Source organism: Shewanella surugensis, assembly GCF_023284005.1.
GTDB lineage: Bacteria > Pseudomonadota > Gammaproteobacteria > Enterobacterales > Shewanellaceae > Shewanella > Shewanella surugensis.
In genome coordinates this window covers 1-24,628 of record NZ_JAKIKS010000032.1, presented here as the reverse complement: position 1 = coordinate 24,628, position 24,628 = coordinate 1, and the positions used below count along the sequence as shown (strand labels likewise).

Annotated in this window: 24 protein-coding genes and 1 pseudogene; 15 read left to right on the top strand and 10 right to left on the bottom strand. The window is 40.6% G+C overall.

Annotation, left to right across the window (positions count from 1 at the left end):
- Positions 1-37 precede the first annotated feature (37 nt).
- Complete coding sequence (locus L2764_RS10220) at positions 38-1,207, bottom strand: alpha-hydroxy acid oxidase (RefSeq protein WP_248940116.1); 1,170 nt, start codon at positions 1,205-1,207, stop codon at positions 38-40.
- Between the two features lie 205 nt (positions 1,208-1,412).
- The gene (gene yjgA, locus L2764_RS10215) at positions 1,413-1,955 is read right to left on the bottom strand and encodes a ribosome biogenesis factor YjgA (RefSeq protein ID WP_248940115.1); all 543 of its coding nucleotides are present in this window, start codon (positions 1,953-1,955) and stop codon (positions 1,413-1,415) included.
- 472 nt (positions 1,956-2,427) lie between these two features.
- Here yjgA and pmbA point away from each other — a divergent pair, with 472 nt between their 5' ends.
- From pmbA to L2764_RS10190, 5 genes are all read left to right on the top strand, one after another.
- Positions 2,428-3,768 (top strand): metalloprotease PmbA, encoded by a 1,341-nt coding sequence (gene pmbA / locus L2764_RS10210; RefSeq protein ID WP_248940114.1) that lies wholly within the window; start codon positions 2,428-2,430, stop codon positions 3,766-3,768.
- A 436-nt stretch (positions 3,769-4,204) separates the two neighbouring features.
- Complete coding sequence (locus L2764_RS10205) at positions 4,205-6,052, top strand: carotenoid oxygenase family protein (RefSeq protein ID WP_248940113.1); 1,848 nt, start codon at positions 4,205-4,207, stop codon at positions 6,050-6,052.
- A gap of 105 nt (positions 6,053-6,157) precedes the next feature.
- Positions 6,158-7,771 (top strand): D-arabinono-1,4-lactone oxidase, encoded by a 1,614-nt coding sequence (locus L2764_RS10200; RefSeq protein WP_248940112.1) that lies wholly within the window; start codon positions 6,158-6,160, stop codon positions 7,769-7,771.
- 407 nt (positions 7,772-8,178) lie between these two features.
- Positions 8,179-8,730, top strand: coding sequence for a hypothetical protein (locus L2764_RS10195; RefSeq protein WP_248940111.1), 552 nt, complete (start codon positions 8,179-8,181; stop codon positions 8,728-8,730).
- A gap of 189 nt (positions 8,731-8,919) precedes the next feature.
- Complete coding sequence (locus L2764_RS10190) at positions 8,920-9,456, top strand: GNAT family N-acetyltransferase (protein ID WP_248940110.1); 537 nt, start codon at positions 8,920-8,922, stop codon at positions 9,454-9,456.
- A 43-nt stretch (positions 9,457-9,499) separates the two neighbouring features.
- On the opposite strand, the gene L2764_RS10185 is transcribed toward L2764_RS10190, so the two are convergent.
- The 3 genes from L2764_RS10185 to L2764_RS10175 form a co-directional block, all read right to left on the bottom strand.
- Entirely contained in the window at positions 9,500-10,141 is a 642-nt protein-coding gene (locus L2764_RS10185; RefSeq protein WP_248940109.1) for a DUF1353 domain-containing protein, read from the bottom strand.
- 185 nt (positions 10,142-10,326) lie between these two features.
- Positions 10,327-10,602 (bottom strand): hypothetical protein, encoded by a 276-nt coding sequence (locus L2764_RS10180; protein WP_248940108.1) that lies wholly within the window; start codon positions 10,600-10,602, stop codon positions 10,327-10,329.
- A 67-nt stretch (positions 10,603-10,669) separates the two neighbouring features.
- Complete coding sequence (locus tag L2764_RS10175) at positions 10,670-11,407, bottom strand: aspartate/glutamate racemase family protein (RefSeq protein ID WP_248940107.1); 738 nt, start codon at positions 11,405-11,407, stop codon at positions 10,670-10,672.
- 182 nt (positions 11,408-11,589) lie between these two features.
- On the opposite strand from L2764_RS10175, the gene L2764_RS10170 reads away from it, so the two are divergent.
- The 6 genes from L2764_RS10170 to L2764_RS10145 all read left to right on the top strand — a co-directional run bounded on the left by L2764_RS10170 (position 11,590) and on the right by L2764_RS10145 (position 17,841).
- Positions 11,590-12,051 (top strand): hypothetical protein, encoded by a 462-nt coding sequence (locus L2764_RS10170; protein ID WP_248940106.1) that lies wholly within the window; start codon positions 11,590-11,592, stop codon positions 12,049-12,051.
- A gap of 38 nt (positions 12,052-12,089) precedes the next feature.
- On the top strand, positions 12,090-13,319 hold the full coding sequence (gene lhgD, locus L2764_RS10165) for an L-2-hydroxyglutarate dehydrogenase (RefSeq protein ID WP_248940105.1): 1,230 nt from the start codon (positions 12,090-12,092) through the stop codon (positions 13,317-13,319).
- Between the two features lie 140 nt (positions 13,320-13,459).
- The gene (locus tag L2764_RS10160) at positions 13,460-13,804 is read left to right on the top strand and encodes a metalloregulator ArsR/SmtB family transcription factor (RefSeq protein ID WP_312018350.1); all 345 of its coding nucleotides are present in this window, start codon (positions 13,460-13,462) and stop codon (positions 13,802-13,804) included.
- A gap of 46 nt (positions 13,805-13,850) precedes the next feature.
- Positions 13,851-14,861, top strand: a complete 1,011-nt coding sequence (locus L2764_RS10155; protein WP_248940103.1) for an ArsJ-associated glyceraldehyde-3-phosphate dehydrogenase — start codon at positions 13,851-13,853, stop codon at positions 14,859-14,861.
- A complete protein-coding gene (gene arsJ / locus L2764_RS10150) occupies positions 14,855-16,081 on the top strand; it encodes an organoarsenical effux MFS transporter ArsJ (protein ID WP_248940102.1) in 1,227 nt (408 codons plus the stop codon). Before L2764_RS10155 ends, arsJ begins: the two co-directional genes overlap by 7 nt.
- Positions 16,082-16,455: 374 nt before the next feature.
- A complete protein-coding gene (locus L2764_RS10145) occupies positions 16,456-17,841 on the top strand; it encodes an alanine/glycine:cation symporter family protein (RefSeq protein ID WP_248940101.1) in 1,386 nt (461 codons plus the stop codon).
- Between the two features lie 131 nt (positions 17,842-17,972).
- On the opposite strand, the gene hbs is transcribed toward L2764_RS10145, so the two are convergent.
- The 3 genes and pseudogenes from hbs to L2764_RS10130 all read right to left on the bottom strand — a co-directional run bounded on the left by hbs (position 17,973) and on the right by L2764_RS10130 (position 19,079).
- Positions 17,973-18,248 (bottom strand): non-specific DNA-binding protein Hbs, encoded by a 276-nt coding sequence (gene hbs / locus L2764_RS10140; protein WP_248940100.1) that lies wholly within the window; start codon positions 18,246-18,248, stop codon positions 17,973-17,975.
- Between the two features lie 141 nt (positions 18,249-18,389).
- Positions 18,390-18,574, bottom strand: a pseudogene (locus L2764_RS10135) (response regulator); the annotation flags it as partial.
- Between the two features lie 112 nt (positions 18,575-18,686).
- Positions 18,687-19,079 (bottom strand): hypothetical protein, encoded by a 393-nt coding sequence (locus L2764_RS10130; RefSeq protein WP_248940099.1) that lies wholly within the window; start codon positions 19,077-19,079, stop codon positions 18,687-18,689.
- Between the two features lie 171 nt (positions 19,080-19,250).
- Between L2764_RS10130 and L2764_RS10125 the strand changes: the two genes are divergently transcribed.
- Together L2764_RS10125 and L2764_RS10120 are read left to right on the top strand one after the other, a co-directional pair.
- Positions 19,251-19,760 (top strand): DUF4240 domain-containing protein, encoded by a 510-nt coding sequence (locus L2764_RS10125; protein ID WP_248940098.1) that lies wholly within the window; start codon positions 19,251-19,253, stop codon positions 19,758-19,760.
- A 77-nt stretch (positions 19,761-19,837) separates the two neighbouring features.
- On the top strand, positions 19,838-20,371 hold the full coding sequence (locus tag L2764_RS10120) for a DUF3016 domain-containing protein (protein ID WP_248940097.1): 534 nt from the start codon (positions 19,838-19,840) through the stop codon (positions 20,369-20,371).
- A gap of 64 nt (positions 20,372-20,435) precedes the next feature.
- On the opposite strand, the gene L2764_RS10115 is transcribed toward L2764_RS10120, so the two are convergent.
- Positions 20,436-20,747: a prephenate dehydrogenase gene (locus L2764_RS10115; protein ID WP_248940096.1), complete on the bottom strand. Its 312-nt coding sequence runs from the start codon at positions 20,745-20,747 to the stop codon at positions 20,436-20,438.
- A 151-nt stretch (positions 20,748-20,898) separates the two neighbouring features.
- Between L2764_RS10115 and L2764_RS10110 the strand changes: the two genes are divergently transcribed.
- Positions 20,899-21,870 carry a TraB/GumN family protein gene (locus L2764_RS10110; protein ID WP_248940095.1) on the top strand — a complete coding sequence of 324 codons (972 nt, stop codon included), beginning with the start codon at positions 20,899-20,901 and terminating at the stop codon, positions 21,868-21,870.
- A gap of 78 nt (positions 21,871-21,948) precedes the next feature.
- Here L2764_RS10110 and L2764_RS10105 read toward each other — a convergent pair whose 3' ends face one another.
- Entirely contained in the window at positions 21,949-23,223 is a 1,275-nt protein-coding gene (locus L2764_RS10105; protein ID WP_248940094.1) for a M20 metallopeptidase family protein, read from the bottom strand.
- Between the two features lie 229 nt (positions 23,224-23,452).
- Here L2764_RS10105 and L2764_RS10100 point away from each other — a divergent pair, with 229 nt between their 5' ends.
- On the top strand, positions 23,453-24,457 hold the full coding sequence (locus tag L2764_RS10100) for an amidohydrolase family protein (protein WP_248940093.1): 1,005 nt from the start codon (positions 23,453-23,455) through the stop codon (positions 24,455-24,457).
- Positions 24,458-24,628: the final 171 nt, after the last annotated feature.

Here is a 24,628-nt window from a genome sequence, read left to right as displayed (position 1 = left end):
GAATTGAGTGTATCGTTTCAGGCTTTTTAATTTATGATTATGGCCTTAGTGAAGCCTTGCCTTTTAGCTCTTCAATATTTGCTGTGCCCACTTGTTGCATGACTTGTGTCAGTTGAGCTTTGAGCATGGCAATGGCGTGTTGCCCGCCTTCATCGCCAAGTGCACAGACACTGTACATGAAAAGCCTACCAAGAAAGGTAAACTGTGCGCCTAATGCGAGTGTGCCAGCGATATCTGAACCTGAACGTAGGCCGCTGTCCATCATAATGGTCATTTTATCTTGATAGCGCTCATTTAATTGGGTCATGGGGGATAGCGGAGATTCACCAAAATCGAGTTGTCTTGCGCCATGATTGGAGAATATTACCCCGTCACAGCCCAATTTAATTGCTTGTTGTAAATCATGCTCGCTCATGATTCCTTTTATCACTAAGTTACCTGGCCATGCATCGCGGATAGTTTTAAGGCTGTCAAAATCCAGCCAGCCCATGGTAGCGGTATTCATTAGTTCAGTGAGCTCTTGTTTTTGATTACCAGTTTCCATATAAGGGGTTAAATTTTTAAATTGGGGGATGCCTTGTTTGAGGGTGTTAATACTCCATGTGGGTTTGATGGCAGCTTGATAGACATTTTTCAGCGTCAGCTTGGGGGGCATCGCGAGGCCATTATTAAAATCTCTAGGGCGAAAGCCAAAGGTGGGCATATCAATAGTGACGACTAAGGTTTTATATTGCATGACTTTGAGTCTATCAATGATGTCATCACGAATATGTGGATCAGTCGGGTTATATAATTGATACCAAGCTTGGCCATGGGTGGCTTCGGCGATTTGCTCTAATGATTCCGATGACACCGTACTTAAAATATAAGGAATATTATGTTTGTATGCGGCTTTGGCGAGAATAATCGGTGCGTTCGGCCACATTAGGCCTTGTAAACCAATAGGAGCGATGCCGAAAGGGGCACTATAAGTATGACCAAACAGTGAGACATTAGTATCGACATCAATGCGAGGTTGAATATAAGTGGGTTTAAAGGTGATAGCGTTTATGGCTTGTCGATTTCGCATTAGACCAATATCATCCATACAACCTTCAATTAAATAATCATAGGCAAATTTAGGCACGCGTCGATGGGCTTTTTGTTTGAGCTGTTTGCTACTGGCGTAATGACGACTAAAATGTAAATCCATGTCTGAGCTTGGCATCTCGATCCCGATAGACTTTTTCCGTTAAGAGAAAAGATTAGCATGGATTGATGCCACTGAGTTTAAAACATGTTAGGGATGGAGCGATATATAAATGAAGACGAATAAGGTAAAACATTAATTAAAAACAGAATAAAGAAGCGATTAACCTCTTACTGCTGTTTTTAATTAATATCAGCTTAAATGAACATCCTTTTCACACCAATTAGCTGTTTATTTCATTGCGTAAGTAGATACTAAAGTCTTTGGCTGTTTTAGACTCATTGATGTCTGGATTCTTGGCTAATTCTTTATTGGTTTGGCGAACTAGCTGCCTCAATTTTTGTCTTTCGAATTGCGGATATTGTTCCAGTAATGACTGAATGGCACTATCGCCTTCCGTTAATAACTGATTACGGGTTTTATCGGCAACATTGGTTTTGGCGCTCTCATTGTGATTTTGATTCAATACATTTTTAAGCGCAATTTGCAGAGCATCAATATCTTCATAACGCATGATTTTACCAATAAACTGAAATTGGCGGCGATGAGCTTCGGTATTGATTTTAATGGTTTTTGCTTTCAAAACGTTATCGTACAATAACTCATCGAGATCCAACTTTTCTAGTTGGCTTTTACTTAATGATACAAGGCGTTTACCCAGATCTTGGTAGATGGCTATTTCGCGCTTAGTTTCAGCTCGACTGACATAATCGTCATTTTGATCATAAGGTTGTTTAAAGTGTTCTGAGTCGCCAACAATGTTCATATAAAAAATCTCTAACTAAATCTAGCCCTATTCTAGCATTTTACCCCTGTTCACACTAGGGGCTGTTGCTCTTTGGTGATGATTTATGCAGCAATTTATGGGTTGTTTATACAGGTTGGGGCTTGTGTGGTGTCGTTGTTCTCGACTTGGGTTCAAACGTCGTTCTACCTTCCCCATTCATGGGGTCGATCATAACTAAGCGATAACGCAGTAGAAAGGAGCCACAAAGGTTGTCCGAAGGATTTGGCTAAGCGTATTTTTCTCTTTATTGTAGAGAATGGGCTTAGAATGTGAGCTTGCATCCTCTACGCCGTGATTAAAATGCTTTTATTCCTAGCATAATTTAATCCCCAAAGATCAACCGTCCTTAGGGGGGGAATTGTACTGCGCATTGAAAACGGCATTATTTAATGTGATTGGTTTTATGGTTTGTTATGCTAAAGGTATTCCCGCTAACTTATAGAGTACGTTTGTGTCTTCATCTAGCATTGATATTGAATTAGCCCCCCTGAAAAATGCCGTTTCTATGGCGCTTGAATATGCCGCGAGTTTAGGCTCGAGTGCCGCCGAAGTGGCGATCAGTAAACAGCAAGGTTTGTCTGTTTCCACTCGATTAAAAGAAGTCGAAACCGTTGAGTTTAATAAAGATGGTGCCTTAGGGATCACCTTATATCGTGGCGGTTGTAAAGGCAGCTCATCGACATCAGATTTGAGTCCTGAAGCGATCAAAGAAGCCGTGAAAGCGGCTGATGGCATTGCTCGTTTTACTTCTGAAGATACGTTTAGTGGCTTGGCCGATAAAGAGCGGATGGCAGCAGAGTTTCGTGATCTAGAGCTGTATTACCCTGAAGAGGTTACCCCTGAAGCCTTAGCAAAGTTGGCTATTCGTGCAGAAACCGCAGCCTTGGAAGCCGATAAGCAGATTAAAACATCTGATGGTGCGAATGTGAATGCGCATACAGGTTTTAAGGTTTATGGCAATAGTCATGGTTTCTTACAGGGAGAGGCGAGCTCACGTTATAGTTTGAGCTGTGTCGTGATTGCTGAAGCTGAAGATAAGATGCAGCGAGATTATGATTATACGGTTGCAAGACAATTTGATGCATTAGTGTCTCCAGAGATTATTGGTCAAAAAGCGGCTGAGAAAACGGTTGATCGTTTATATGCTCGAAAAATGGCGACAATAAAGCTACCTATCCTGTTCAGTCCAGAAATTGCCACAGGGTTAATGGGACATTTGGTGGGGGCCATTAGTGGGGGGAGTTTGTACCGTAATTCAAGCTTTTTGCAAGATGCGCTTGATACCGATATTTTTCCAGAGTGGTTTAGCATCGCTGAGCAGCCTCATTTACTAGGCGGATTATCGAGTGCTAATTTTGACTCTGAAGGTGTGGCGACAGTCGATAGAAAGATTATAGATAATGGCCGCTTAGCCAGTTACTTATTAACCAGTTATTCTGCTCGAAAATTAGGGATGACCAATACGGGGCATGCGGGTGGTATTTACAACTGGACCTTATCTGATACCGGACAGACATTTTCTCAATTGATTAAAGAAATGAATACGGGTTTATTGATCACAGAAGTGATGGGCCAAGGTGTTAACGGGGTGACTGGGGATTATTCTCGGGGTGCTGCCGGTTTTTATGTGGAAAATGGTGTGATTTTATATCCAGTTGAAGAAATTACCATTGCGGGTAATTTGAAAGATATGTATAAAAATATGGTTGCTGTTGCTAAGGATAGAGATTTACGTTCATCAATTAGAACGGGTGGAATATTATTAAGTGATATGACAGTCGCGGGTAATTAAATAATATAATACTATTTTCTCTACTCAATGAGAAAATAGTATAGGAATGTAGACTTTAGTATGGCTGTCGCTTGTTGATAGCCATTTTTTATTGTTTTTTATTATTTTTTAAAATTATTTATCGGTTGAATAATGTAAAACGATAATAATTAAAATACTGTTTATTATAATGTTGTCTTTTAATCTTCATGCTGCATCTGTTTTTTTTATTAATGATATATTAAGTCTGCTTATTGTTTGTTTATTTTGTTTTTACTTTTACTTTTATAGCTTTAAAGAATGTTTGTTTTTTATTTACACCCGTTTTAATTAATTCCCTCACTGGTATTAGTTTATTGTGTTTTCTTTTTCTTAAGTTTAAAGTCGTGCATTATTGAGCGCTAAAGAAGTCTGGCGAGCTCTTTTTATATCATCATTTTATTTAGGCAAAAAGAAAATGAATCGAAGAGACTTTATTAAAAGTGCTTGTGCACTTTCTGCATTACCCACTATTGGTTTGTCGAGTGAAAGTACGCCAATGGATGGTTCCAGTTTCCCTACTTCTATCATGAATGCCAGTTTGTCAGCGCAATCGGGTGAATTAGATATTTTGTTTGGACAATTACCCGATGACATTTATGGGCATATTTTCATGTGTGAGGGGATCCCTTTAGAGGTCGATCAATTAACGCCAAATGGAAGAGGGGCGTTAACCCGTATCGATTTCAGTCATGCGCGCGTCTCTTTTACGCGCAAAATGATTAATACTCCTTCGGCTATTATGCAAGAACATGTCACCGGTTTATTTGATAAGTTCTCTCTATTAGGCGGCACTGTGTATTTCAGTATGAATTTGGGTTTTATGAATTACTGTAATACTGCGCCCAACTATATGGGTAATAACCGTTTTGCATTAAGTTATGAAGGGGGGATGCCGTTTGAATTTGATGCGACGACGTTAGAATTAGTGACGCCAATAGGTGAAATATCGGAGTGGAAAACCAGTTTACCGCCTTTTGCCGATGTGTTGTCTCCCGATAAATGGTTATTCCCTCAAATTAGAACGACGGGGCACCCCTACTTTGATTTAGAAACACAAGAGTGCTTCACCATTAATTATGGGGGGAATGCGGGAGATAGTGGTACGCGTAATGGTTTTATTCAACTCATTCGTTGGGATGAAGAAGGGCCGTTTGAATCGTGGCAAGTTAAGTTGCGTAATGGTAGTAATGCTTATATTTCAGCTACATCACATTCGTTAAGTGTGACTAGGCAGTTTGTTTTAATTTTTGAAACCGCTGCTAGGGTAGAAAATTCACGCATTTTAGGCTTCAGAAGTGTTACGCCTCAACAGCATCGTACACCCGTATGGATCATTCGAAAAGCGGATCTTATTGCGGGACATGTTGATGTTCTGGCTGATTATCTCGAGCTTGATTTTGATACTTCTGACATCATGTGCAATTACAATGATGATAGCAATGTGGTGACGTTATATGGTCAGTATTTAGGGGCGATGGATAAATCTGAGCCTCAATTTGACTGGGAGCAATTGTTTTTTGGTGGCCGTGTCGATGAGAATATTGCTGGGTACCCTGCAGCACCCGTCGATGTAGGCGGTTTAGTTCGGGCTCGAATTCAAGTGAATGTGCTGAGCGCAACTGAAATTAAAGCCGACTTTTCTATTATACGTGATGAGCATTTATGTTGGGATATGAATGATCCTGCTTACCGAGGACACTTTCAATTTCCAGACACTTTTGAGCATATCTACTGGTCTGCCATTGGTTATCGTCCAGAGCATTTAGTGAAAAGAGTGGCGAAAGCCTACGAAGACTACCCTAATCGGTATTGCACCAATGACAGCTTGCCGCAAGCGGCTATACCGTCTGCATTGATCCATATGGATTGCAATAGCATGACGATTAGTGACAGTTATCAATTCCCTGAAGACTGTGTCATGCGAACGCCACAATTTATGTCGGCGGTGGGTTCGAGTGCGCAAAATGAAGGTTATGTGTTGACTTTTGTGGTGCGGAAAAATCCAACGCAAGTGGAGAATAATGGTAAGGAATTATGGATTTTTGATGCACAGAACTTAGGCCAAGGACCTGTGTGTATTCTGGGGAGTCGTGAACTGAGTTTTGCGACGACAAACCATGCTCTCTGGGTGCCCAGTATTGGCCCGCGTCCTGTGACAGCCTATAAGTCGAATATAGGCCAACATTTCTTAGATAAAATGCCCTGCCATTCTAGTGAAGTTCAAGACATATTAACGACTTATATACTGCCCCAGTTTACTTAACACATTAGCTCACTTAAAACATGAGTATTACTGAATGCATCTGATGAATTAATAAATGAATTTACTTAACGCTTTATTCAAACACAAAAATCAAGGGGGATGAAAATGAAGTTGAAAAAGAGTGTGTTGGGGATCGTAGGATTGATCAGTGTGATTGGTCTGTCTTTTGGATTGTATTCCACAGAAAATCCAACAGAGACACTATCCAATTATCAAAATAGCTATGAATGCCACCCTGCCGTTATTCATGCGCCTCGTTCTGTTGAAGAAGTTCAACAAGTGGTATTAGCGGCCCTCAATGAAGGGCAAAAAGTGATGACAGGCAACCGAAAGTTTGCCAGTCAAATTGATGCCGCTTGTGTGGGTGACGGTCAAGTACAGATCACTTTGGAAAATATGAACAATATAGTGGCCTTCGATGCGAGCAGTATGACCGTCACGGTACAAGGTGGAATGCGCTTTAACGATTTGAATGACTTTCTGCGTAGCCAAGAACTTAGCGTTAATATGGTCACAGAATTGGGTATTTTCACGATTGGAGGCATGTTAGGCAGTGGGACGCATGGTTCTACTTTAACGAAGAAAAGTAACATGTTGGCTGATTATATTACTCAGATGAAAATAGTTGATGGGCTGGGTGAGGTACGGACCCTCACAGGGGAAGCGTTGAATGCGGCACGCGTTAATCTTGGGGTGTTAGGTGTGGTTGTTGAAGCGACCATTCAGCTTGAGCCAGGCTTTAAGGTGAGTGCAGATGTACAAGGTTATAGGAGTGATGATGGGCTTGAGGATATCATATTAGATATTGCGCGTGATAATTACTCGGCAAACATTGCGTGGTTTCCCGGTATTGGTCGTTATGCCACGACGTTGTACAATGAAGTGCCGTTAGAAACACTAGGTAATGCCTATAATGCTCAAGCTGATGTCTCTGATATACAAGAGTACTTCTTTGGTTTGTTGTTTGATGCGTTACATGAGGTTCCAGGTTCGGGGTTACAGTGCCTAGCGACAAAAATTCGCTATGGTGCGCGTGATACCTCGTATTTTAGAGATTTTGACTCAGGGGGGGTGGTTGCTAGCCCTGTGGGTGAGTCTGATCGCATGCAGTATTTTGAGTGTAAAGCAACCGATGCTTGTGTATGGGACAACTTACCCATTGCTTTGCAAGAAATTGCGATCCCATTGACGCAATTACCCAATTGGATCCGTGATGTCAGGGAAGTGCTTGCTTCTCACGAGAAAACCTGTTTCCCATTAAATGGCATTTACTTTCGTTTTGGTAAGGCATCATCAAGTTATCTTGGCATGAATGCAGGCCGTGATACGGCTTATTTAGGCATAGAATATACCTTAAGACAGGAGGGCAATGCGGTGCCCAAAAATTATTTTGTGAATCTTGAGATTGAGCAAATGTCTATTCGAAAATACGGTGGTAGACCACATTGGGGGAAGAATTCTGTAGCGATTTTTGAAAATATTCCAGAGAAATTTGAAAAGTGGGATGATTTTTTAGCGTTCAAAAATCAAATGGATCCTCATAACGTTTTCACTAACCCTTTCTGGGAGCGAGCCAAAGGCGATGATGGATTGGATAATTATCGCACGCCAGGCTGTAATGCGAGAGGGGAGTGTTATTGTGAAATCGATGAGCATTGCGAAGCTGGAACGAGCTGTCAAATAGGCGCGTGGTATACCCAAGCGAATATTTGCAAATAAGCCTTAAAGGTCGCTCCGACATACTCTTATTTGATGTATCAAAGAGTGACCGTTTATTTTTAACGGCTATCAATAAAAATGCTATTTTATTGTTATTATTATCTTTATTCCATATTGATATAAATTATTCTTTTAAAGTTAGCAAGGTTTTAAGCTTAACCACCTCGGATTTTTCGTTAACATTCATCAATGTTCATTCACACTTTTCTCAATAATAAAATTAATAGTTTTTGTTGTTTTTCATATATTTGTTTTATTTTTGATTAGCTTGAAGTTTTATTAGTATCCATTTATTGAGGATGTCTTCTGTTTCTTTTTGTTCGTTTCTTATCCATAAGTAGGGTTGTGTCGCAGGTATTGAATAAGTAATATGCAACGAATCCCTATCCTCATGACGAAGTACAACCGTGAAAATATCTTACATTTTAAGTGCTTTGTTTGGTTTGTCACTGTCTGGAGAGTCTGTTCAAGCGACGGCTATCGAGACTTATACTCTCAATAATGGTTGTGATGCTTCTGCTGCGATAGAGATGCGTTATAAAGGGACGCTTGAGTTACCATCGAGTGTTGAGCAAGTGAACTTAAACAATGAATGGATGAAAAAAGGTCGAGTTTACGGGATTGATTGGTATGAAAATTTACCCATGTCTCATGAGGCGGATAATAAATTAAAAATTAATTGGTTTGTCCCTAAACAAAAACGTTCAAATGCTAGAAAGGTGAGTATTAACACCGCATATTTTGAAGCTTATTGTGCGAATACCAATGAAAAATTAGGTGAGTTCGAAATTGATGTCAAAGTAAAATATAACGAACTCGGAATATTAGCATCAAAAAACACCCACTTTAGACATGTCAATTTTTATGATAAACAGTGTGGCTTGTATAAAGTGACCGCGAAAAGTTATTCGCCTAAAGCGTTACAAATTGCTTGTTTCTTACCTAAAAAAGTCAAATAAGTCACCAGAATTTGGCTTAAGTGATGTGATGTGATGGGGTAAGTGAGTGTGATTTTTTGATTGCTCCCCAGATGTATGTTTATTGCGCTTTTTGTCTCTCTACCCCTGTTTGTTATTTATGTAAGCTATTGTTTGTTTCAATTAAAATAAACAGTATGCTGGCTTAATCTTTTTAGAAAAGGAGTTCGCATGCATATTGCTAATTCAACCCGCCTAAGCTATCGCTTAATGGATAAGACCGATGCTGAATTTTTATATCAGTTAGATCAAGATCCCGATGTGATGCACCATATCAATGGTGGCCATAAAACCCGTCGTGAAGACATTGAGCAGATCATACTGCCAAGAATGGATCGCTATAAGAATAGTGAAAAAGGTTGGGGCCAGTGGAAAGTCACCATGATAGAAACGCAACAAGATATCGGTTGGATTATCGTGAGGCCGATGGGGTTCTTTTCTGACTCGCCTCAATGGGACAATTTAGAATTGGGTTGGCGTTTCTTCCAATCATCTTGGGGGAAAGGGTACGCGAGCGAGGCGGCTATGCACCTTAAGAATGCTTTATCAGTGCAGGATCCTAGTTTGAGTTTTTGTGCCATCGCGAATGAAAGCAATGATGCTTCTATTCATATCATGAAAAAAATGGGCATGACTTACGTGAAAACTTATTTACATCACGATCCATTAGGTGATGTTGATGTGGTGTTGTACCAACTCGCAAGTTAATCGGCTAACACTCATTGGTATACACTGGGGGCCGTCTGCCCCATTAAAATTCAATCGTTAACTTCATTTTTTGCAAATCCTTAACCTGATCAACGTTATCCTCAGATTTAATATTATCTTCAAAACCAGTGTCACCATAAAGAGCAAAAGCTCGTGCTCGTATTTGTTTTTGAGCTTCTGGCGGCGGACATTTTCCATTATCCCATAGGTCTTTAGCGGTATCTGATGTCACCGCCTGATTCATTGAATAAAGCACAAACTTATTTTCTTCAACGTCGGGATAATTATTCATCATGGTCTTCATCACCTCAGATATTATCTGCCCAGCGATCAAAACATCATACTTTTCATTGCTCGGTATTCGGCAGTATTTCATGTGAAACAGCCAATCATGAATAATAAATGCAGGAGCATACCCCCAAGGCGAAAAACTGTTAAACACCCAAAATACTCTTGGAATAGAACCGCCATCTGTAGGCATATTTTTAGGTATAATCAATTGACCATTTGAACGTTCGAAAGTCAATGGATCATCTTCATCTGGAACAAACAGAAACTCATCAGGCCTAGTCCACTGAACCGTCAATTTTCCTGATAATTTACCTGTTGCAGTTTCTTCGTAATGCTTAGATGCACATCCAGATAAAAACAAAATTATTATCAATATAAAGAGAGGTTTGTTCATAAATAGTTCCATCTATTTTAAATCATGGACCTCCCACTTCTGGGGGAGTCTGCCCACTTTACCCTCACCTAGAATTGCCTCGCCTCAATTAACCCGTTAACAATGACGATCGACTGTTCTATAGATAACGTTCTATTGTAGTGACTATCACGCTTTACTGTCATATTGATAACAGTTTAGTACTATCACTCAAGCGACTTTGTTAAATGTACTGATTTTGGCACTCGCTTTTTTATCTTGATGTAGATATTACGCGGCATCGGCTGGTCATTATCCGCCAGTATGGTAATTTTTTCATGGCGGATAGCCTTTAACTTAATCAGCCGCTTGAGTGATGGTTTGAGGCTTCCCATAAGCGAATTAGTGGCAATAAGTAAGTCTCGAGTGGTTTTAGGTTTGCCATCGCTTAATTCATCTATAACCTTCAGCATGAGGGGACCCCATTTATTATTGTTATTCATTATCAGTTACCTTTTTCTGTGCTATTCATCATGACTTTTTATTGTCATTAGTGTGACGATTTGTTGCTTAATCAAAGCGGACGGCCTTGGTTTCAGGGGGCTTGCTGTCAGGATCCGCCAACGCAATCTCTAATGCCGCCTGTATATGCTGCTGAGTGGTGTCATATAAAGGAACATGGGTGTCACGGTTTGTCACTAATAGTCCAATTTCAGTACAGCCAAGAATGACCGCTTGCGCACCTTGCTGATGCAACTGATGGATGATCGCTAAATAGCGCTGTCTGGATGCGTCGTTCAAGGTTCCTAAACAGAGTTCTTGATAAATAATATCATGAACAATTTGCCTCTGTTCGTGATTGGGAGTAATGACTTCGATGCCAAATTTGTTTTCTAATCGGCCTTTATAGAAGTCTTGTTCCATAGTGAAATGAGTGCCTAATAATCCCACCTTAGTGACATTGTCATCGATTAGCTGCTTGGCGGTGGCATCGGCAATGTGTAACAGTGGAATATTGATTGTGGCTTCAATTTGAGGGGCGACTTTATGCATAGTGTTGGTACAAATGAGTAAAAAATCTGCGCCCCCCGCTTCAACATACTGAGCGGCTTGACTGAGTATATCGGCTGCTTTGTCCCACTGACCCAGATGTTGATGTTTTTCTATTTCATCAAAATTGACGCTGTATAAGCATATTTTTGCACAATTTAAGCCTCCTAAGACAGCTTTAACACCTTGATTGAGTCCTTGATAATAGCTCATGGTGGACTTCCAGCTCATGCCCCCTAATAGGCCTATTGTTTTCATGTTTTCTCTTATCGTTAGCTTGGGTGTATTGACTCATCTTTCGCGTATGGTTCAATAAAACGCGTCATACTGTATTGTATAATATTAATATATCACTTCAGATGGCGAGAAATGATTTTCGTGCAAGAAGTGATGCATAATGGCATCCATTATGAGAGAAATCGAGTGTATAAAAGAAGTCGATGATGAAAGAAATAGAAAGCATGAAAGAAATTGAAGGGAAATTAGTTTCTGGGCATCAGGTTGCTTCAGGTTTAGCGAAAGACAGCCCTTTTTCGAAAGGCACCATCGCCATGCAACGCCCTTATTTTTTGAAAGCAGGATTGGACTTATCTGATTGCTATTTAGGCACCTTGAATGTGGATATCGGCTCTGGTTTTTCGTTATCTTCCCCCGATTATCTTTTTGCGGATGTGAAATGGGCAGAAGACTTTCCTGCAGAATCGTTTTCTTTTTTTAAGTGTACTCTTTTTTATCATGATAAATGGCTGGATGCCTATATTTACTACCCCCATCCTGAAACTAAAATTGGCCATTTTCAAAATGATACTGTCATTGAAATTTTAACAGTTCCGCTGGCTAATATTCATTATGGCGATCAGGTAACGATCAAAATAGACGGCTCAAAACTCACTCGAGTGTGAGGGATGCTGCTGTTATCAATAAAGTTCAGGGAGTGGTTATGGCGTTGGCGTCTCATTTAGTGGAGCAGTCACAGAGAGAGCAAAATAAGCATGATATTGTAGTGGTTGGTGCGGGGATTGTGGGCATAGCTACCGCTTGTGAGCTGCAAAGACGGCAGCCCCAAGCTAACATTTTGGTGCTAGAAAAAGAAAGCGCGGTTGCTTTGCATCAAACGGGTCGTAATTCAGGGGTTATTCATGCGGGGGTGTATTATGCACCTGGCAGCCTTAAGGCACAGTTTTGTACTCAAGGTAATCGAGAAACGAAAGCATTTTGCCTTAAACATGATATTCCATTTGAAGAATGTGGCAAATTGATTGTTGCGACGCAGATGGTGGAGCTCACTCAACTTGATGCGCTTAAGGAACGCTGTCAGGCTAATGGAATTGAGGCGATAAGATTGAACGCCGCTGAGCTTAAAGAAAAAGAGCCTAATATCATCGGCTTTGCTGCTTTATGGGTGGCGGATTCTGCCATTGTGAATTATCAGCAGATAGTGCAAGTCATGGCGAAGGAGTTTGTCCTGCAAGGGGGAGAAATCCGTTTTGAGCAAACTATTTTGAGCATCAAGGAACATGAGTGTGTACAAGTACAATGTCAAAACTCTTTGATTAATGCTGATCAATTGATTTGCTGTGCAGGCTTGATGGCGGATAAGCTGGTGAGTCTGTGCGGTATTGAGGCTGATTTTCGTATTTTGCCTTTTAAAGGCGAATATTTCTTATTGAATGCTAAACATAACAGTGTGGTTAATCATCTTATTTACCCTGTGCCGGATCCCAAACTGCCTTTTTTAGGGGTCCATTTGACCAAAATGATTGATGGCACGGTGACCGTGGGCCCTAATGCCGTACTCAGTATGAAACGGGAAGGGTACGAAAAATGGGATTGGGATCTCAAAGAGTGTCTACAGATGTTCTGCTATGTCGGTTTTTGGCGTGTTATGGCTAAATATTGGCGATCGGTGTTAACTGAGGTTAAAAATTCCCTATCGACGCGAGGCTATTTAAAGCGGGTGAATCAATATTGTCCGAGTATTGAGCGAGCTGACTTACAGTCATATCCTTGCGGTATACGAGCGCAAGCAGTATCAATGCAGGGGGAGTTACTGTCAGATTTTCATTTTCAATCCAGCAAGCGTACTTTTCATGTGTGTAATGCTCCTTCCCCGGCAGCGACATCGGCGTTGCCCATTGCGCGTTACATTGTGGATCATATCGAAAAATGATCAAGCCTGTAATGCAAAGAAATCAGAGTGAAATAATAAGCTGTTATTATTTATAAGTGTATATATGGAGTTCCATATGTCTTTGCGGTACACTTTCCTCTGTTAGTGTGTCCCATCAAAATATTTAATAGGTGATTGACGTGTCTCCAGTGTCTTTTTTTAAGGCCTTAAGCGATGAAACACGCTTGCAGATCTTAATGCTTATTACGAGTGAAAATGAATTATGTGTGTGTGAATTGATGGTAGCGTTAAATCTTAGTCAGCCTAAAATTTCACGGCATTTAGCGTTATTACGTAATCAAGGCTTATTACTTGATAGGCGACAAGGTCAGTGGGTTTTTTATCGGCTTAATGCTGACTTGCCTTCATGGGCGCACAATACGCTTGCTGAAATAACCGCTGAGCAATCTTCCCTTTTGACTGAAAATAGCAAGCGACTTGCACAAATGGGCCGTCGCCCCGAGCGTCAAATTACGTGCTGTTAAATACAGTGTGAACATCAGCATAAAAATAAGAAAAGTAGGTTAACAAATGGCAATAAAAATTGGGATTAATGGTTTTGGTCGTATGGGGCGCTTGGCACTAAGGGCGGGGTGGGATTGGCCTGAATTTGAATTTGTGCACATTAACGATCCGGCGGGAGATGCTGAAACCTTAGCGCATTTATTAAATTTTGATTCTATTCATGGGACTTGGCAACATCAAGCTGATGGCTCGGATCATAAAATATATATTGGGGATGCACAGATTAAGGTCAGTCATCATCAAGCCATTGCTGAAACGGATTGGTCTGAGTGTGATCTAGTCATTGAAGCGTCGGGTAAAATGAAAACCAAGGCGTTATTGCAATCTTATTTAGATCAAGGGGTCAAACGTGTTGTGGTGACGGCACCTGTGAAAGAAGAAGGTGTGCTCAATATCGTGATGGGTGTTAATGAGTCGTTATACGATCCTGAAGTCAATCGCATTGTGACAGCCGCTTCTTGTACGACCAATTGTCTTGCGCCAGTTGTTAAAGTGATCCATGAAACCTTAGGCATTAAGCATGGTTCGATGACCACCATTCATGATATTACCAATACCCAAACCATTTTAGATGCGCCTCATAGTGATTTACGCCGCGCCAGAGCTTGTGGGCAAAGCCTTATTCCCACCACGACAGGCAGTGCGACTGCGATTACCCATATTTTTCCCGAATTGAAAGGTAAGCTTAATGGTCATGCGGTTCGTGTGCCTTTAGCCAATGCGTCATTAACGGACTGTGTGTTTGAACTGAAGCAAAGCACAACAGAGGATGAGGTTAATGGTTTACTTGAGCAGGCGGCTTTGGGGGAGCTTAAAGGTATTTTAGGCTTTGAAACTCGGCCTTTGGTGTCTGTTGATTATAAGACGGATCCTCGATCCTGTATTATTGATGCCCCCTCTACGATGGTGGTCAATAATACGCAGCTTAAGTTATATGTCTGGTATGACAATGAATGGGGTTATGTTAATCGCACGATTGAACTGGCTCGTATGATAGGGCGATTAGATCATTGTTAACAAAGATCCAAAGCTTACCTCTCGCGGTGCGTCAATATTTATTAATCACCAGTAACTACTGGTTTTTCACCTTGACGGATGGTGCATTGAGAATGCTGGTGGTGCTGCACTTTTACCAATTGGGTTACGACGCGCTTGCTATAGCCACTTTATTTTTATTTTATGAAGCCTTTGGTGTGGTGACTAATTTATTGGGCGGCTGGCTCGGTGCACGCATTGGGCTAAACCGGACCATGAATATAGGATTGGGGTTGCAGGTTGTCGCGCTCTCAATGTTATTAGTGCCCCCAAGTTGGTTGATTGTTCCTTGGGTGATGGCGGCGCAGGCTTTATCGGGCATAGCTAAAGATCTTAATAAAATGAGCGCTAAGAGCGCGATTAAGACCTTGGTGCCTAAAAATGAAAAGGGGAAACTCTATCAATGGGTGGCTTGGTTAACGGGATCGAAAAATGCCCTTAAAGGGGTGGGCTTCTTTCTTGGTGGTCTGCTGCTTTCCTTGATGGGGTTTACTGACGCGATTACATTGATGGCAATCGCCTTGGCGTTGGTTTGGCTATTGAGTTTACTGTTACTTAAAGAGGATTTAGGCAAGACAAACGTCAAGCCTAAATTTAATGAGATTTTTTCAAAGAGTCGGTCAATTAACTTATTGTCGGCAGCGCGTTTGTGTTTGTTTGCTTCTCGGGATGTGTGGTTTGTGGTGGCATTACCCGTTTACTTGTCGAGTCAATTGGGTTGGACACAGTTGGATGTGGGGGCTTTTTTGGCGGCATGGATTATTGTGTACGGTCTTGTGCAGTCACAAGCGCCTAAAATTACGCGAAGTCATTCTAAGCTGCCCGATGGCGGGGCAGCGGTGTTGTGGATGATGGCACTGACGATGAGTATGTTGCTCATGGCATTGGCAATGGACTCTCTCATATTCGATCTTCAGTGGACACTTGCTGTTGGTTTGGTTGTTTTTGGTGTTGTTTTTGCTATCAACTCATCTCTTCATAGTTATTTAATTGTAAGTTACGCGAGGGAGGATGGCGCCTCCCTTGATATTGGCTTTTATTATATGGCCAATGCGGCAGGAAGATTGATAGGCACACTGCTATCGGGTTGGTTATATCAAATATCGGGTTTACAGGCATGCCTTTATATGGCGCTCAGTTTCTTAGTCTTGACGATGCTATTGTCTTTATTTCTTCCTCGAAATGATAAAAAATCTGAGTAAGTTAAGTTAAAAAACCCTATCTAAACCACCCAGTAGCGTGCTTTATTTTTCAATTTTGTTTCATTCCATGTAATCTGTAGGGATAAGAGGCGACTGAAGTCGCACGAACGCCCAAAGAGATTGAATCTGCTAGTTTCCGTGTCTTTGGTAAAAATAATAAAAATGAATATCCAAACTGTCTAATGAATCGGTTATTCCCTTGTTATGTATTCCCAAATGGGCTGAGCATACCTGTTCAAATCATTTGAGTCTCTTCATGCAAAGAGTTTCTCCCTTAATGTCTTTGACTTTAGGTTGTTACGATTTGACTTAGTCATATCAATGAATGAATCGAAGCGGATCGTTTGGCTATTACAACAAATTGAGAGGGTGTAATGGACAGGCTGAGCGAAATTATTAGTGCGATTAATGGTGTTGTGTGGGGAGTGCCCATGCTGATTATGATTTTAGGTGTGGGATTATTTTTATCTTTGGGGCTAAGGTTAATGCCTATTTTAAAGCTGGGAGCGGGCTTTAAATTATTATGGGCGGGGCGTTCTTTAAGTAAAGATAACAATATTAAAGGTGAGATTAGCCCTTTTAATGCCTTGATGACATCCTTATCTGCAACCATAGGAACAGGCAATATTGCAGGGGTGGCTACGGCTATCTTTATTGGCGGTCCTGGGGCACTATTTTGGATGTGGTGTACCGCATTGGTTGGTATGGCAACTAAGTTTGCTGAAGCGGTGTTAGCGGTTAAATACCGTGAGATTGATGCCGAGGGCCACAGTGTTGGCGGTCCTATGTATTACATTAAAAATGGACTAGGGAAAAAATGGGCATGGTTAGGTACGGCTTTTGCTTTATTTGGCTCTATTGCAGGCTTTGGGATTGGTAATACGGTACAAGCTAATTCGGTGGCTGATGCACTGAGTACCAATTTTGGTGTGCCTAGCTGGGTAACCGGAATTGTATTAATGCTTTTAGTGGGCGCAGTACTCATTGGTGGTATTAAGCGTATTGCTGAGGTTGCGGGTAAGTTGGTTCCTTTAATGACCATTTTTTATATTGGTGCGGGACTGGCGGTATTAGTGATGAATTTTGCTCAAATTCCAGCGGCTTTTACTTTGATAGTACAAAGCGCATTTAGTCCTGTAGCGGCACAAGGTGGATTTGCTGGGGCTGCAGTATGGGCAGCTATTCGTTTTGGTGTGGCAAGAGGGGTCTTTTCTAATGAGGCGGGACTGGGGTCGGCACCGATAGCTCATGGCGCAGCTAAAACGAATAATCCAGTGAAGCAAGGCTTAATAGCGATGTTGGGCACATTTATTGATACGCTTATCGTTTGTACTATTACGGGTTTGGCGATTGTGGTATCGGGTGCTTGGACGTCGGGTGAAACGGGGGCTTCTTTGACTTCGCTCGCTTTTGCTTCAGCTTTACCGATAGGTCATTATGTGGTGGCGATTGCACTGAGTGTGTTTGCTTTTACGACTATTCTTGGCTGGAGCTTTTATTGTGAGCGATGTGTGCAGTATTTATTTGGGATTAAAGCGGTGAAGCCCTTTAGGATTTTATGGATTGTGGTGGTACCGCTAGGTGCGGTGAGTTCGCTTGAATTTGTGTGGTTATTAGCCGATACGCTGAATGCGATGATGGCGCTGCCTAATTTAATCGCTTTAACTTTACTGAGTCCTGTGGTGTTTAAACTGACCCGTGAATATTTTGATAATAAAGGCGTTGTTGAATTGGATGATGGGGTTGAAGTGAGTAAATAAACGACACAACACAATTTGAAGGTGCGTAACGAGATTGATGAGCATTTTCAGATAGTGACTAAAACGCAATAAAACCGATGCAATAAAAAACCTCCAATCAATTGGAGGTTTTTATTTTGAAAAATGACAACTTAGCTATTAACGCTGTCTTTCAGTGTTTTACCTGCTTTAAACTTAGGAACGATTGCCGCTGGGATTTGAATTTCTTTACCCGTTTGCGGATTACGTCCCGTACGAGCAGCGCGGCTTGAAGTTTCAAAAGAACCAAAACCAACGATGGAAATTTTATCACCGCTTTTCATCGCTTCTGCGACGGTTTCTTCGAAAGATTTTAGTGCACGCGCGGCTTCAGCCTTAGTTAGATCTGCTGATTCAGCCATTTTTGCAACAAGTTCAGTTTTATTCATTTGAATTGTCTCTTCTTTCCGTAGATTTAATAATTGCACTATGTAACATGCCATAAGCGTTGGCATATTAAAAGCGATTTGCTCGATGAATTCACGATAAAAGTTAAAAATAGGCGTTAAATAGACATTTTGCTAATTTTTTTACAATAATTGATAAAGAATATTCTTAACAAGCCTAGGTTCAAAGGGTTTATCGCATAAGGCATCGATCCCCGCGTGTTGTACATTGCTTAAGTTAGCATCATTTTCTTGAGATGATACCATGATGATCGGAATAGGGAGAGGAGCTGGCTTTAAAGGCGGATAAATTGTGCCAAGGCTAAGCCTCAACACCTGATTGGCGCTAAACATCTAACGGCTCTTTGCTACACTCGGCGGAAAGAGTATAAATTGGATATCTTGCCATTTTTTGTTATTTCTATTTTGTTATCTTTATGGCTAGTGCGTTAAGTACTCTCTGGTTTTACGAGATAAAGCGACCCAATATTGAAAAATTAATGTCATACAAACGGTGGGGATCAAGTATTGCATCGGGATGGTGTGATTATTCAAAACGACTTTAACATCTTCAGGTGTTAATTGATAAGCAATCAAGGCTGTAATGCCAAAAGCGGCAAAACCGAGTGTTTGAATGACAAGATACAATTTGAAAATAATGCTAGCCCAAGGCGTTCGTAAAATTAAACCCGCTAAAACGGGAATGACGCCTAAGGTAAACAGATCGACAGCATGTATGTTAATGCTTCTTATAATAGAGAGAATAGCTACTAAAAAATAGAGGATGAAGAGTAGCATTAAGAGGAACGGTGGTTTTTTTAAAGTGACATTCATTAGATAATTTTTATGTTATAAAAAGTGATTGAACGATTCGCGTTACAGTGTAAGAAATTGCGGTGTTAAGATCTACTTTTACGTTAAATAAAGGCTGTTTATGCGATTTGTTTTGCGCATAGTGCAGAGAGTTGGATAAAATAGTGAGGTATTCATATTATAGAGATCACCATGATAGAAGCTGACTTTTGGGCACTAGTGACAAGATCAACCGCCAACCAAGCACAAGATGATTTAGCTGATGAGTTTAAAAAAAAGCTATCCTTATTATCAGACTCTGAATTAAAAGCATTTGATAAGATTTTTGGGCAACAAATACGCCGAAGTTATACTTGGACTATTTGGGGGGCTGCTTACATTATTACCGGTTGTGATTCTGAATATGCTTTTTCAGAGTTTAGGTGCTTTCTTATATCGTTAGGCGAGGAATGGTACGAAAAAGTGCTGGATAATGCCGATGATCTGGGGCAGTTAATGCAATGGCCTATGAAGGATGGCTATGCTTATCCGTTTTTAGATGAGTATGACTTGATGGCAGGCCAACTTTATGAAGCGCGTAATGATGATGAGTTACCCTTTGTTCCCTCAGGATTAGGTCAGCCCGATGGAAAGAAATTTTCACATAAAAAGAAACACTTAAAATCTAATTACCCTCAATTGAGTGCTGCTTTTCCTTTTTAGCATCGCGTTAATTATGGAATGTATTAGTGCTTTTTGCTTCTAAACATGAATGCCAATTAAAGAGTAAAGGTTATCTTATGAAATATAAGGATTTAGTATACATAGTACTGTTAACGTTCACTTCGTTTTTAACGTGGGCGATTGATGGTGTTGGACCTGATCAAGTCACAAAATCAGGTATGGTAACGATAGAATGGGATAACCCAGAAGATTATACTGATGTTAAGGCTGTTGGCGGCAAACAGGGAGCTTATGAAATCCGCGTTTTTAAAGCCTTAACGGATAATTTAGCGAAAGTGGCACAGCAAACGTTAAAACCTGGATTAACGTTAGAGCTTATTGTGACCGATCTCGATTTGGCTGGCGATGTTCAGTCGACATTTGGAGCAACGCCTAATGATATTAGAGTGGTAAAGCCTGTTTATCCGCCACGGATCACGTTTAGTTATAGTGTGCTGGAGGGGGATAAGGTCATGATGGTAGGGGATGAAAAACTCACCGATTTAAATTTTATGAATGGACTTAAAAAGCCTAATGAGAAGTCTTTAAGTTATGAGAATGCATTATTAAAATCTTGGTTGGTCACTAAGGTGGAACCTCATTTACCCTAAGGGAATAATAATGATGAGACCTAAATGATGTTTTATTCAGGTCTCACTTATTTCATCAATGGCTTTACTTTGCGCTTTTCTTGAATGCTTCAAGAGTTTGCAACAATAAGGCGAGTTTAGGCAGTAATTGACTTAATGCTTGGGCGAAGGTTTCATCTTCTGTTGGGAGTGCTGTGATTTCGGTTGCTAGCTCTTGAACATAAGGCTTAAACCGGTTGCTCTGGGTGGTGAAATTTTCTTCTTTTCCAAAGATAGCTGTGAATTTAACATGTCCCGACTTTTTTAATTCATCTAATTTTTTGTCTGCATCTAATGCTTGACGATAAGCCGTCTGTAGATTGGTTTGCAGTTGCGCTTGCACCTTGGTATGTGGCATAACAGCCTCTGGTAACGATATTTGCCAGAATTATAAGGTGCCATTGCGATACCAACAAGCTAAGGTTTTAAATTGGATCAAATTTTATTTTGCTTTGAATCGTATATTGAATAAGAGGCAATGTGAGTTGTTTGAATATAAGGATAGAATAATGATGGCGGTAGGCCAAGTGTATCGATTAGTGTGTTTAGTCATATTGAGTGTTATTAGCTTATCGAGCATTGCGAAAGGCGATGATAGGCCTTTACTGTATCAAGTGAGTTTTAACGGTAAAACGGCTTATCTTTTTGGCTCTATTCATATTGGTAAAGCGGATTTTTATCCTTTGCCTGCGGTCGTAGAAGAGGCTTTTTCTCAAGCATCGGGATTAGTGGTTGAGGCGAAACCCGATAATCACCGTATTCCTCAGTTGATGAAAAAGTACGGGCGACAACAATATCCAAGCGATAAAGAAACTCAAGCGTTATTAGTGAAATATTGTGAAGATAAGCAGGATTTTTGTCATCAAATAGCCACGTTTTCTCCTTGGGTACAGGCAATGCAGATCAGTTTAGCGCGCTTTTCCTTGATGGGTTTATCAGCTCAGTTTGGCGTGGATATGACCTTAATGGAGAAAAATGGCAATAGACCCTTGTATGAATTGGAGTCCACAGAGGAACAACTGGGTTTGCTTGCTTCTTTTTCTCCAAACATTCAATGGCAGATGCTGCAAGAATCGATTAATACCAGCGATGAAGAAATGCTGTTATTGGTTGATGCTTGGCGACAGGGAAATACGGCACTTTTGATTGAATTAATTGAAGGCCAGCTTATTGAGCTGTCTGTGAATAAAAATGAGAGGGTTACAACAAAAAGATCTATTGATGACCTTGACTCAGAGTCCAGTGATCTTCCGTTGAGTGAAAATAATTCAATACTGGTTAATCGATTACTTTGGCAGCGCAATCAAACGATGGCACTTGGCATTAAGCAGTTATTAAACAATAAAGACATTGATAATCTTTTTGTGGTCGTTGGGGTGGGGCATTTGGTGGGAAATAAAAATATTCAAAATGTATTACTCAAGCAGGGAGTCACGATTAAAAATTGTTGGCAACAACAATGTTTCGGCGCTGCTCATTAGACCCCTTTTTTCATCGAATACCCCATTATTTTGTCCACTGAATATTGATTTTCAGTGGACAAATTTTTTCAACAAATATTATTGATTGAATAAACTCATGCTGACAGCCGTCATCGCTTGAACCCCAGTATCGATGGTCAAGGGGTAGTCTGGGGCGAATACACTCGAGTGCAGTGAAGGTAAGGTACTCTCGCTTTTTTTACTTTGTGCATATATTTTGGGATTAACAGCTCCTAACCAAAAAAGGGTCATTGGGCGCTTTTCTTGCGTTAACCCATATAAGCCGAAATCCTCACCGGCCATAACAGGTGGAACGACTATGACATGACTTTGACCTAATTGGGCAACTAAGGCTTTGGTCACTTTAGCGCTTAGTGTGGGGTCATTATAGACTGGGGGCACTGATGTTTCAGTGGCGTTAATCTTGACTTGGGGCATGAGGTTTTCAGGTAAGCCTGCACTGATAGCGATGCCTTTAACTAATCGCTTTAAAGCCAATATTTGCTGCTTTTTAACGTCGGGATTATAAGAGCGCAAGGTTAATTGCAATTTTACTTCATCGGGAATGATATTGTATTTTGTACCACCGTTAATGGCCCCCACCGTCATGACATTGGGCTCGAGTGGTGAAATTTCTCGGCTCGCAATTGTTTGAAGAGCCAGTACTATCCGAGAAGCAAGCACAATGGGATCTTTGGTCATTTGGGGGTAAGCTCCATGCCCACCTATGCCTTTAACTGTTATATCAATAGAGTCAACACTGGCCATTGCAGGACCTGAGATGATGCCGACAGTACCTGCAGCTAGGTCCGCGCTGGAGTGCAATGCTAATATTTCATCGGGTAAAGCAAACCGCTTAAAGAGTCCCTCTTTCAACATAGCATTGGCTCCAGTCCCTAGCTCTTCTGCAGTGCCGAGTAATACTGTCATGTGGATATCATGACCACAGGCATGCATGATGCCGACACGATTATTGTTTCTATCTAGGGTGGTTTTGGTTGAAGCATAGGGCTTATTGGTTTGCTCTGTTATGGGTAAAGCATCCATATCTGCGCGGATCATGATGGTGGGTCCTACTCCATTCTTATATAAGCCGACGACTCCATAACCCCCAATGTTTTCAGTGACGTTAAACCCTAACTGAGATAATTCTTTTGCAATAATGGTTGAAGATGCTTTCTCCTGTAACGATAATTCTGGATTTTGATGAAAGTTTAGGTATATTTTTTCGAGTTGGGGTAAGGCATTGTTAATCGAAGCTTGCAGCTCACCTTTAGCTATTGTTTGAGCGGATGCTGGAGAGATTAATATTAAGAGTATGAAACAATAATAATGTAGCGTTTTTTGTAACATAATTAAACCTCGTTTCAGTTAATACTGATAAAAATAGTGATTTATTGTTAATGAATAAAATGCATGACCTTTCCACCAGGTTAAGTATAACGAGTGTTGAAGGTGATTTTTATGAAATTGGGTGCTTCTTTATCGAGTGACCAGTGTGCATTCAGCAAGCTTTCGTTAGTCTCGATAAATAAATTTTGAGGGGAGGATGAATAATAAATGTTTGTTTATGGTGGGGTAAATGAATAACGCATTAATAAAATTAGTATTTTACTTTATTTGTATAGTTATGCCTTTCCAAGTGTTGGCTTACGAAGGTTTATATAATGATGCTGAAGTCCATCTGTTGAATTATTTTCAACAAGGTCAAGGTGTAAAAAGCTTAATGACAGCAATGGATCGTAATAAGGTGGATCACGCTATTGTGATGGGGATCCCTGTGATGAAGAAAAATAGTGTCTCCAATCCTAAAGCAACTTCGTTTGTGTATGGGGATGACAGTGAAGTTTATTATTATAGTATGAGTGATGAATTGGTGGCGAGAGATATTGAAGGGTTACCTAAAAAGGAAGCGAAAAGGCTACATCTATTTTTAAATGCTTTTAATCCAACCGATTTAAATGCTGCAGTGCAACTTGAAAGAGAAATTAAATATCGTCCAGGATTTTGGCAAGGCATTGGTGAGGTCTTAACCCGTCATGGTCAATTAAGCCTCTTGACTCTAGGGGAGGGGGCTAGAGCTAATCATCCTGCTATGATGAAGATATATCAATTAGCGGCAAAATATCATTTACCTGTTGTTGTACACTCGAATATTACTTCTGAGCGAGAAAAAAATCCTTTATATTTGTCTGAATTTGAAGCTGCAGTATCTGAAAATCCACAAACTAAGATAGTTTGGGCTCATGCTGGTGTAGATAGTAATTTGGTCTTGCATCAGAAGGATATGACTTTTGTTCGCAAAGAATTAAGGAGGATGTTTTCGCAGTATTCCAATTTATTCATATTAATGTCTTGGAGCTTAAAAAAATTGATGCTGTTACCATCGGGTCAAATCGATCCTAAGTGGCTAAGTTTGATTATTGACTATCCTGAACGATTTATTTTAGGTTCCGATGTATTAGGTCATTTTAGTAGCCAGGAAAAATTACTGGGTAACTGGGAAGATATATTGAACATGTTGCCAGAAGATATCGCACGTCAACTAGCATATGAAAATATGCTAAGTATTCTTCCTAATAAATGAATGTGTTATCATTGATAAACGAATAAACAGTGACGTAATGAGTTGGAGGTTTATTTTTTAGCCAGGGCGGGAGCATACTTTGTCGGATAATTAACCAAAGAAAACTTTTGCCCTGTAATCATCGTCCCAACTCGCCTTTTTTAGCTTATTTCGCTGACTTGGCGCACCGCA

What these genes read in the sequence shown, in the direction of transcription:
- L2764_RS10220 (WP_248940116.1), bottom strand. Translation starts at nt 1,207, where the DNA reads ATGCCAAGCTCAGACATGGATTTACATTTTAGTCGTCATTACGCCAGT.
- yjgA (WP_248940115.1), bottom strand. Translation starts at nt 1,955, where the DNA reads ATGAACATTGTTGGCGACTCAGAACACTTTAAACAACCTTATGATCAA.
- L2764_RS10205 (WP_248940113.1), top strand. Translation starts at nt 4,205, where the DNA reads ATGAATCGAAGAGACTTTATTAAAAGTGCTTGTGCACTTTCTGCATTA.
- L2764_RS10200 (WP_248940112.1), top strand. Translation starts at nt 6,158, where the DNA reads ATGAAGTTGAAAAAGAGTGTGTTGGGGATCGTAGGATTGATCAGTGTG.
- L2764_RS10190 (WP_248940110.1), top strand. Translation starts at nt 8,920, where the DNA reads ATGCATATTGCTAATTCAACCCGCCTAAGCTATCGCTTAATGGATAAG.
- L2764_RS10185 (WP_248940109.1), bottom strand. Translation starts at nt 10,141, where the DNA reads ATGAACAAACCTCTCTTTATATTGATAATAATTTTGTTTTTATCTGGA.
- L2764_RS10180 (WP_248940108.1), bottom strand. Translation starts at nt 10,602, where the DNA reads ATGAATAACAATAATAAATGGGGTCCCCTCATGCTGAAGGTTATAGAT.
- L2764_RS10175 (WP_248940107.1), bottom strand. Translation starts at nt 11,407, where the DNA reads ATGAAAACAATAGGCCTATTAGGGGGCATGAGCTGGAAGTCCACCATG.
- L2764_RS10170 (WP_248940106.1), top strand. Translation starts at nt 11,590, where the DNA reads ATGATGAAAGAAATAGAAAGCATGAAAGAAATTGAAGGGAAATTAGTT.
- lhgD (WP_248940105.1), top strand. Translation starts at nt 12,090, where the DNA reads ATGGCGTTGGCGTCTCATTTAGTGGAGCAGTCACAGAGAGAGCAAAAT.
- L2764_RS10155 (WP_248940103.1), top strand. Translation starts at nt 13,851, where the DNA reads ATGGCAATAAAAATTGGGATTAATGGTTTTGGTCGTATGGGGCGCTTG.
- L2764_RS10145 (WP_248940101.1), top strand. Translation starts at nt 16,456, where the DNA reads ATGGACAGGCTGAGCGAAATTATTAGTGCGATTAATGGTGTTGTGTGG.
- hbs (WP_248940100.1), bottom strand. Translation starts at nt 18,248, where the DNA reads ATGAATAAAACTGAACTTGTTGCAAAAATGGCTGAATCAGCAGATCTA.
- L2764_RS10130 (WP_248940099.1), bottom strand. Translation starts at nt 19,079, where the DNA reads ATGAATGTCACTTTAAAAAAACCACCGTTCCTCTTAATGCTACTCTTC.
- L2764_RS10125 (WP_248940098.1), top strand. Translation starts at nt 19,251, where the DNA reads ATGATAGAAGCTGACTTTTGGGCACTAGTGACAAGATCAACCGCCAAC.
- L2764_RS10120 (WP_248940097.1), top strand. Translation starts at nt 19,838, where the DNA reads ATGAAATATAAGGATTTAGTATACATAGTACTGTTAACGTTCACTTCG.
- L2764_RS10115 (WP_248940096.1), bottom strand. Translation starts at nt 20,747, where the DNA reads ATGCCACATACCAAGGTGCAAGCGCAACTGCAAACCAATCTACAGACG.
- L2764_RS10110 (WP_248940095.1), top strand. Translation starts at nt 20,899, where the DNA reads ATGATGGCGGTAGGCCAAGTGTATCGATTAGTGTGTTTAGTCATATTG.
- L2764_RS10105 (WP_248940094.1), bottom strand. Translation starts at nt 23,223, where the DNA reads ATGTTACAAAAAACGCTACATTATTATTGTTTCATACTCTTAATATTA.
- L2764_RS10100 (WP_248940093.1), top strand. Translation starts at nt 23,453, where the DNA reads ATGAATAACGCATTAATAAAATTAGTATTTTACTTTATTTGTATAGTT.